Source organism: Marinimicrobium sp., from assembly GCF_002695945.1.
In the GTDB taxonomy this organism is placed as follows: domain Bacteria; phylum Pseudomonadota; class Gammaproteobacteria; order Pseudomonadales; family Cellvibrionaceae; genus Marinimicrobium; species Marinimicrobium koreense.
Genome location: NZ_NZQP01000032.1, coordinates 1 through 8,045 on the forward strand (window position 1 = coordinate 1; position 8,045 = coordinate 8,045).

Genomic DNA, 8,045 nt, shown 5'->3' on the forward strand with positions numbered 1-8,045 from the left:
CAGTGGGGCACCGTCGGCATTGCGCAGAGCCACGCTCAGGATGTTCTCTCCCACACGTGGCGTGGTAGGGTCAATCGACACATCCAGGCGATAGGGGCCGCTGCGGTAGGGCAACTCGCCGTCACTGTTCTTGTCCATCGTGCCCGCTTGTTGTCGCTTCAAAGCTGTCACGCCCCCGGCTGGCTGCAAGCCCTTTCGTCCGACAGCCAAATCGAAATTGGCCCGCGNGGATCCCACGCCTTCCTTGCTGATTTGCAAGGTCAGCGGCCAGCTACCGTCCATGGAGGGCTCAAAGGTGCCCTGGTAGAGACCGGGCTCAACCTCCTGCATGTCAGCCGGAGCNTGCATGGCGGGCATGGCGCCCATGGCGGGCATTTCCGCCACAGCCTTGATGGAGGCACCGCTGACCGGCTCTCCAGAGTCATCCAGCAATACCAAGGTCAGGTCGTTTTCACCGACCNGGGGTGTTTTCGGGTCAATCTCGACCCCCAATTGAAAGGGACCGCTTTGGTAGGNGGCGCTAAGGGAGGGCTCCTCATCAGGANCCGNCNTGGCGGCNTCCTCACTGGAGAGCCACTGAACGCCCAATATGCCGGNAACACCTACCAGCAACCCGATAACAAACAGCGAAATAAATGTAGTGCGTTGAGTCATGATGGTTACTCTTGCTCAGGGGGCTGACCGGCAGTACCCGTCAATGCCCGATTCATCTGGGTGGCGTGCGAACGNCTATTGGCCAAGGGTTGGCCGGCCGTCTGCTCCAAGGCCGCCAGGGCTCGAAGATAATCGGCATGGGCGCGCGCCAGGTTGTCCTGAGTACGCAGCTGTTGCCGTTCGGCATCAATGACCGAAAGAAAGCTGCCTTGCCCCGCTCGGTAATCGGCCACGGCGGCGTTGAGGCTTTCCTCGGCGAGGGGCACCAGCCGCTGGCGGTGGATGGCNACGATCTCTCGGGTCTCCTGCACCTGCGCACGCCCCTGCTCCAATCGTGCCAACAGTTGCGCCTCCCGATCGGTGAGTTGCCACTGGTGACGTGTGACCTCGGCCTTGGCAGCATTTTGAGTGGCACTGCGCTTGCCGGAAAAGTCAAATGGCAGGTTGATGCTGACGCCGACCATCCACTGTTTGTCGGCATCCTCCCACAAGGTGTTGTAACCCGCAGACAGTTTAAAGTCGGGAAAATAATCCTTCTCCGCCAGACCGTGCCGGGCGTNNGCCTCGGCAATGCGCGCTTGNATCCGGCGCAACTCCGGGTGCTCCTCCAGGGCGATCTCTTGCAGCGCCNCCAACGAGGGTGGTTCGGTCGGTGTGGGCGGTGATGCCGGCGGCGGCAAGGGGCTTTGGGGGGAACGGTTCAGCAACCCATTGATCANCGCCTGCACCTCTCGTCGGCGCCGCTGATGAGTGACGATGTCGGCATCAATACGGGCCAGTTCCACTTCGGCTTGCAATACATCCTGCTGTCTCCCCCGACCCGACGCGTACTGGGTTTCAGCAACGCTACGCAGTTCGGTCAGCAGATCGCGGTGAGCGTGTTTGATTTGCAGCGTGCGGTGAATATAAGCCCATTCGGCAAACAGGCTCTTCGTGGTCGCCTTTAGGGTCAGCCGGCCATCCGCCAGGGATTGTTCCTCACCCTCGGCCCGGGCGCGAGCCACGTCTTCCCGAAGGCCAAGCTTGCCCGGCCAGGGGAGGCTCTGGCTCAACTCCACCCGTTCCTGAAAACCACGGGGCCCACCGGCGGTTTTCGGCGCCCCGGCGTAAGTCAGCATGGGGTCATCCAGAGCGCCGGCGGGCTCAATACGGTAGTTCGCCGCGTCGGCCGCGGCTGTCAGCCCTTGAAGACCCGCGTTGCGGGCCAGTACGGCGTCCACCAATTGTTCGGCGGTCAGCACCTGTACATCCTGCAAGGACGGATTGTTTTCGTGTAATGGCGGCGCAGCGATGCCCGTCAGAGGTACGATAAGTACCACCAGGGCCATCAGGCCACCCACTTGGTTGCGCATGGGAAGTACCCTCAATCGGCATAACGAAAAACCCTCGGCTTCCTTATATAAGGCAAGCCAACGTTCATAACAGTTTAGAGGGGTTAATCAGATACGCAGACGAAGGGTAGAGAGATAGACAGTACGACCGCTTTCGGNCTGGGCAAGGAGCCAGTCGGGGTCAGAGGGAGGGGCCACGGGGGACAGGGAAGACAGCGCNTCCAGATGGGGCCAGTACAGCAAGGCGACCATACCCGACCACGTCAGTACCTGGTCAGCGCTTGACGAGGCAGGTGCGGCGTCTTCGAATCCCGATTGGTACTCGACATCACAGCAGGACGCTGACAACGCGCTCNAGCCAACATGTTCGCAACCTTCCTCCGAGGGGGGAGGTGCTGCCTTGTCGCAGCCTGCCATGCCGTCTTCACAACAGCACACCGGCTGGGGCGGCATTTCCATGGTCTCGCAGGCATAGGTAAACNGTCCCCAAAGCATGAGGAGCAACGGAACCACTATAAGCCAACGATTACGTTTAATCATCTGTCCTGGGTGCAATCTACNTAAAGTATTGANCGNGTAACTTTANCACGTCTACCGACTCCTGAAAAAACACTTTCCCTTCTTTGCTCGCTCAAAGTGACTTGCCCTGCTATCGCGAGTATGAGTCGGGCCGCTTTGGGACCGAGCGCAGGCCCTCACCTGCGCTCGGTGCTTCGCCGTTTTAACGGCTTTCGATGTCAGTCACCACGAATCTGCCGTTCTTCTTGGTAAATGTAAACGAGATTTTCTCCCCCGTTTTCAAGTCTTTGAGTAGCGCTTTGTCGGCAACCGCAAAGCCCATAGTCATGGCCGGCCAGTCCAAAGTTGGGACCGGATCGTGGGCCAAGGTGACGCGATTGCTTTCTTTGTCGACACTTTTTACNGTCGCGGTCGTTTGATGCGTTTCCACCGCTTCCTGTGCGTAAACGGCAGGCACAAGTGCANCCGNTCCNNNANNGCCTNCAAAAAGTACCGANAAGCTGATAGCTGTCGCTCCAATTACGTTTTTCATAATATNTTTCCTCTAAATATNCTTAGNTTTNNANTAANTNGTCCTGANAGGACGCTTAGGNNTGAATTTCNGCACNNCGNGTNTTTTACNNNCNCANGATNCGCANAANTGAATNNGGCGCCAAAGNCCNGCCAGGCCNTTGACGCNNCAACCANCGTNAGTGNCNCTTAGCCTCCTGTNTCGNCTGCTCNAGGGAAGNNCTCGGNCTGNNGTCCNGCTCCATCATGNNTTGATGCATTTTTTCGTGCATCATTCGGCAGTGCTCCATCATGTCCTTCATTGAGCTCATCATTTTGTCCTCCTTGGNGTTGTTTTTAGTGATGGATTTATGAGTTGGTCGACTGGGTATGGAATCAGAGCGCCGGTCAGCGTTCGCTTGAGCGCTCACATACCCGGTTGCCATACTGGCCGCGACCATGGAGAAAGAAAGAATAACGGCTTTGGTCAAGGTTAGTGATTTCATAATCTGTCCTCGCAAGAAAAATGGCATGCACATCGACGGGCCAAATGCCGCATCGACTTTATAGGTGCAAATAACCGTAAATAAAGACGGATTTACAGCGAGGATGCCGGTTTAGGCGGATGGTCGATCGGGTACTGGGCGGCAATGGGCGCCAAGATAGTGGAGGTAGAAAGGAAGGAAATGGCACCCGAGTAAAAAGCCAGCGTATCGCCGTTGACGGACTGGTAATTCGCGCAGGTGGAATGGCAGCTGTCAGCGTCCATCTGGCAATCAGGCGCTGCACCACTGCCGTTATCGGACATGGCGACCAATTTCTCGTTCGTCATGTTCATGACACAGGCGGGGTTCATACCTGGCTCCTGGAGCGACATACCCTCCATGGGCATACCTAGGCCAGCCTGCACCCCGGACCCTGACAGGATCAGTGCGGCAACCATCACGGTTTGCATGAATAGGCTCGTCAATCGCTTCAGCATGACTCTGTGCCGGTTACTCCGATGAATAGGTCGGATTCTCAATCACGGCAGTTAGGACCTGCCGTCTAGCTCGAAGTTCCAAATAGAATACCACAACATTAATCATCCCGATGACCCGTCCACAACCCATTTATCTGCAACCTATTATTACCTACGTCGGACGGGGCGCCACACGGCCGTTAGGTCTGCTTTTACCGCCAGCGTAGGGGCATCAGGAACTCCTGCCGAGACAAAGGCTCAGCCCGCCTACCCGGCACAGCAAGACAATTGGCTCACATCTTTGGTGAACGTCTGCGCGCAGAGCTTGAGGCCTTCGACCATGGTCAGGTAGGGAAACAATTCATTTCCGATTTCCTGAATCGTCATGCGTGCCCGTATCGCCATCACCGCCGTTTGGATCAGCTCCCCTGCTTCTCCCGCCACGGCCTGCACGCCCAGTAACCGTCCACTTTCACGTTCGGCGACCAGTTTGATGAACCCTCCGGTATCGAAGTTGACNAGGGCCCGCGGCACGTTGTCGAGAGTCAGGGTACGGCTGTCGGTGGCGTAGCCTTTTGCCTCGGCGTCAGCTTCGGATAAACCGACGGTCGCGATCTGCGGATCGGTAAAAACCACCTCCGGCATGGCACTGAGATCCAGCTGGGCATCGCCGCCGGTCATATTGACCGCTGCCCGGCTGCCACCTGCGGCCGCCACATAGACAAACTGGGGTTGATTGGTGCAGTCACCGGAGGCGTATATGCCCGGCACTCGCGTCTGAAGCTGCTCGTCCACGACAATGGCCCCCCGATCCGTCTCGACGCCGATTTCATCCAGGTTGAGCATCTCGGTGTTCGGTGTGCGTCCCACGGCCACCAGCAACCGATCAGCCCGCAGTTCCCCGGCGTTTGTGTCGAGCACGAACTCCTCATCGGCATAGCTGATTTCGCTCGCCTGCGTGCCGTTCAATACCTTGATGCCCTCGGCCCGGAAAGCGGTTTCAATGGCCTCGCCCACGGCCGGGTCCTCCCGGGAAAACAGCCGGCTGCGCGCCAGAATGGTCACNTCGCTGCCCAGCCGGGCAAACGCCTGGGCCAGTTCCACNGCCACGNCGGAAGCCNCNAATGACAATCAGCCGGTTCGGAATGCTGTCGCTGGCCAGTGCCGTGGTGGACGTCCAGTACGGCGTACCGGACAAGCCTGGAACCGGGGGGATGGCTGGCCGCGCGCCGGTACCGATGAACGCTCTGTCAAAGCGCACCTCGCGTTCCGTGCCGTCGGCTCCCGTTACCTGCAATGTATTGGCATCGATAAAACGAGCCTCACCCTTCAAGACAGTGATCGCCGGATTGTCGTCAAGGATGCCCTCATATTTGGCGTGACGAAGCGCCTCAACCCGGGCCTGTTGCTGGGCCAGCAAGCGGGGCCTGTCAATGGAGGGCTCGGTCGCCGCAATACCCTCGTCGAACGGACTGGTGCGGCGTAGATGGGCCACGTTCGCGGCCCGGATCATGATTTTGGATGGCACACAGCCGATATTCACGCAGGTGCCCCCCATGGTGCCACGCTCGATCAGCGTGACCCGGGCTCCGCGTTCCGATGACTTCAGGGCGGCGGCCATGGCAGCGCCGCCACTGCCAATCACAGCAATATGCAGGTTGTCGTTACTCATTCATGTGACTCCTTGGTAGAGGGGCTATCGCAGCAGGCGTCGTATTGCTTTTTGCGCCATAGGGCGTAGCAGGTCAGGCCGAAAAAAATACGAGCGCGGGCAACAGCACGTAATCGAGATAGCCGGTCAACGAGGCCAGGCCGACGGCCCCGAATAGAACCACCAGGACCGGCGTAAAACAGCACAGCGCCACTATGACCGCTCCAATAATGCTCACTCGCAATAGAGGATTGGGATCTTTTATGGCTACTCCTGTTTGGTTCCGGCTTGTTGCAGCGTGGACGGATAGCCCGCATTGGTTGTTGCCTGGGTGAGTGCCTCGACGGACGTTTTCTCATCGTCGAAAGTGACCGTCACATCACGTTCTTCATAGCGAACTTCGACAGCGCTCACCCCNTCCACCCGNTTGAGAGCGGNTTTGACGGTGATCGGGCAGGCCGAACAGGTCATGCCGGGAACGGACAAGGTAACGGTTTGTTGCGCCGCCAGTGCGGGCAGGCTGAATAGCGTGAACAGTACGGCAGCGATCAGGGACTTTTTCATAGTGTATGGNCTCTCAGTCANCAGGGTGGATNANCTCTCAGTAAAACAGCGGTAAGACGAAAGGGAACGCCAGTGCGGTCAGTATGAGTAGCGCGACGACCCAGAAAGCGACCTTATAAGCGGTGCGCACTTGCGGCACTGCGCAGACCTCGCCCGGCTGGCAATCCTGTGCGGGCCGGTATATCCGNCGCCAGGCAAAGACCATTGCCACCAGCGCAGCCCCAATGAACCATGGNCGGTAGGGTTCCAGAGCCGCAAGGTTGCCGATCCAGGCGCCCGAAACACCCAGAGTGATCAGGACCAGGGGGCCGAGACAGCANGCCGAGGCTANAATCGCCGCGACCCCACCNGCGNCNAGANTCAGGGGNCCACGCNTNGAGTTGGANGTNNACATAACNANTGCACCTTTNATGGANTTNCTNGATNGNGTAAGCTTAANACCGTAGTCAGCTACGGAGTCAAGGCCTATGTCAGATACAATGAATTCATTGACCATTGGGGGGCTGGCCAAGNCGGCGAACGTCTCAGTCGAGACCATCCGCTATTACCAGCGCCGAGGGTTAATACCNGAGCCNCAACGGCCTNCAGGCGGCATTCGACGCTATGGCGCCACCGAAACNGNCCGGTTGATGTTCGTGAAAACGGCACAGCAGTTGGGTTTCAGTCTCNATGANATCNNCGANNTGCTTCNGNTNGATGANGGCGCCCANTGCNAGGAAGCCAGNGNTCTCGCNGAGCGAAANNTNNACGANGTGCGAGANAAGATCGACAAANTGAAGCANATCGAGGCGGTNCTGAGCGACCTGGTTGACCAGTGCTGCGCGCAGGAGGGCAATATTTCTTGCCCCCTTATTGCGTCGTTGCACAAAGGGGTTGGATAGAAAGAGGGTACAGACCGTTTTCAAAGCTGGACCTACTTCTTGACGATACCTGTAAGTGGTGAAGGCTTACGTATCGAGCGGCTGAGGGTGCCCATCCACATACATCAGCGGGCGAGTACGAGCACCACAAAGTAAGCGGTGCGCTCACCCCCAACGATAAGCACCCCCGCGCAGATCGCTGGGGTCATTTGGCAAGAACGCCGGGTACAGCGTCGAGCACTGGTTCGTAGCAACGGCCGGACCTTCGACCACTTGCGCCTTGAGGGCAAGCCCCTGTGCTCATTCAGGAGCTTACCGCACGGATGGTCCCGCTGGAATTGACCTCTTCCAGCCTCAGGTACTTTCGCAGGTGACCCTGCTCGCGGCCAATGGCCTGCAACGACAGCCCTCGGCCCTCGCACTGACCTGTGCCCGTGCTATTAAAAGCACGAACAAGGCCAGAGTGGCACCGGCTCCATTGCAGAAGTTCGGCTGACAAATGGTCAGGCAACTCATCTACGGCCTCAGCTCAATACCAAACTGGCCAACCAGTAACGAAAACAACCAAAAAAAGGCAACGGTTACTAAAGCACTGGCTAGCAGCGTAGGCCAAAAGCCGATTCGGGAAAACAACGTCGGAAATAGTAAACATCCGGGTTCTAAGAACCCGGAATTGCTCTATGCCCCCTATAAGGGGGCCAAAAGCCAGCCTTCTTAGAAGGCTGGCTGAGAGTTGTCCCAGTTCATTTCATCGGCGTAGGTTCATCTGGATCTGACGCTGCTCTTGCTTTTCCTGATACTTTACATACTTCCGTATCATCTCGGCATCGACTCCTACGGTGTCTACACAGTAGCCTTTGGCCCAGAAGTGATTTCCCCAGTACGGCTTCCGCTTCAAATACGGAAACCGGGTAAACACCCGTAGGGCACTTTTACCTTTGACGACACCTACCAGTTAGGAGATCGATACTTTTGGAGGTACTTTCACCAAAAGGTGCACATGATCCCCTTGCACA

9 protein-coding genes and 2 pseudogenes are annotated in these 8,045 nt (G+C 57.7%); 1 reads left to right on the top strand and 10 read right to left on the bottom strand.

The genetic code is table 11. The features are described from left to right. The 9 genes from CMG77_RS07925 to merT all read right to left on the bottom strand — a co-directional run. Positions 1-654: FixH family protein (locus CMG77_RS07925; RefSeq protein WP_286903994.1), on the bottom strand; the 654-nt coding region annotated here is incomplete at its 3' end. A gap of 5 nt (positions 655-659) precedes the next feature. Further along, positions 660-2,006 (bottom strand): TolC family protein, encoded by a 1,347-nt coding sequence (locus CMG77_RS07930; RefSeq protein ID WP_286903996.1) that lies wholly within the window; start codon positions 2,004-2,006, stop codon positions 660-662. Between the two features lie 700 nt (positions 2,007-2,706). After that, the gene (locus tag CMG77_RS07935; RefSeq protein WP_502691789.1) at positions 2,707-3,036 is read right to left on the bottom strand and encodes a copper-binding protein; all 330 of its coding nucleotides are present in this window, start codon (positions 3,034-3,036) and stop codon (positions 2,707-2,709) included. A gap of 555 nt (positions 3,037-3,591) precedes the next feature. After that, positions 3,592-3,948, bottom strand: a complete 357-nt coding sequence (locus CMG77_RS07940) for a hypothetical protein (protein WP_286806361.1) — start codon at positions 3,946-3,948, stop codon at positions 3,592-3,594. A 273-nt stretch (positions 3,949-4,221) separates the two neighbouring features. After that, complete coding sequence (locus CMG77_RS16155; protein ID WP_502691790.1) at positions 4,222-5,064, bottom strand: FAD-dependent oxidoreductase; 843 nt, start codon at positions 5,062-5,064, stop codon at positions 4,222-4,224. Further along, positions 4,955-5,626, bottom strand: coding sequence for an FAD-dependent oxidoreductase (locus tag CMG77_RS16160; RefSeq protein ID WP_502691791.1), 672 nt, complete (start codon positions 5,624-5,626; stop codon positions 4,955-4,957). Before CMG77_RS16160 ends, CMG77_RS16155 begins: the two co-directional genes overlap by 110 nt. A gap of 73 nt (positions 5,627-5,699) precedes the next feature. Continuing rightward, positions 5,700-5,843 (bottom strand): mercury resistance system transport protein MerF, encoded by a 144-nt coding sequence (gene merF, locus CMG77_RS16165; protein ID WP_439510581.1) that lies wholly within the window; start codon positions 5,841-5,843, stop codon positions 5,700-5,702. Positions 5,844-5,872: 29 nt separating this feature from the next. Then, positions 5,873-6,169, bottom strand: a complete 297-nt coding sequence (merP, locus tag CMG77_RS07955) for a mercury resistance system periplasmic binding protein MerP (RefSeq protein ID WP_286903998.1) — start codon at positions 6,167-6,169, stop codon at positions 5,873-5,875. A 37-nt stretch (positions 6,170-6,206) separates the two neighbouring features. Further along, positions 6,207-6,707 carry a mercuric ion transporter MerT gene (gene merT, locus CMG77_RS07960; protein WP_502691792.1) on the bottom strand — a complete coding sequence of 167 codons (501 nt, stop codon included), beginning with the start codon at positions 6,705-6,707 and terminating at the stop codon, positions 6,207-6,209. On the opposite strand from merT, the pseudogene CMG77_RS07965 reads away from it, so the two are divergent. Continuing rightward, a pseudogene (locus CMG77_RS07965) lies at positions 6,649-7,050 on the top strand (MerR family transcriptional regulator). The gene merT and the pseudogene CMG77_RS07965 sit on opposite strands and share 59 nt — an antisense overlap. Positions 7,051-7,777: 727 nt before the next feature. On the opposite strand, the pseudogene tnpA reads toward CMG77_RS07965, so the two are convergent. After that, a pseudogene (tnpA, locus tag CMG77_RS07970) lies at positions 7,778-8,045 on the bottom strand (IS200/IS605 family transposase); the annotation flags it as partial.

What these genes read in the sequence shown, in the direction of transcription:
- CMG77_RS07940 (WP_286806361.1), bottom strand. Translation starts at nt 3,948, where the DNA reads ATGCAAACCGTGATGGTTGCCGCACTGATCCTGTCAGGGTCCGGGGTG.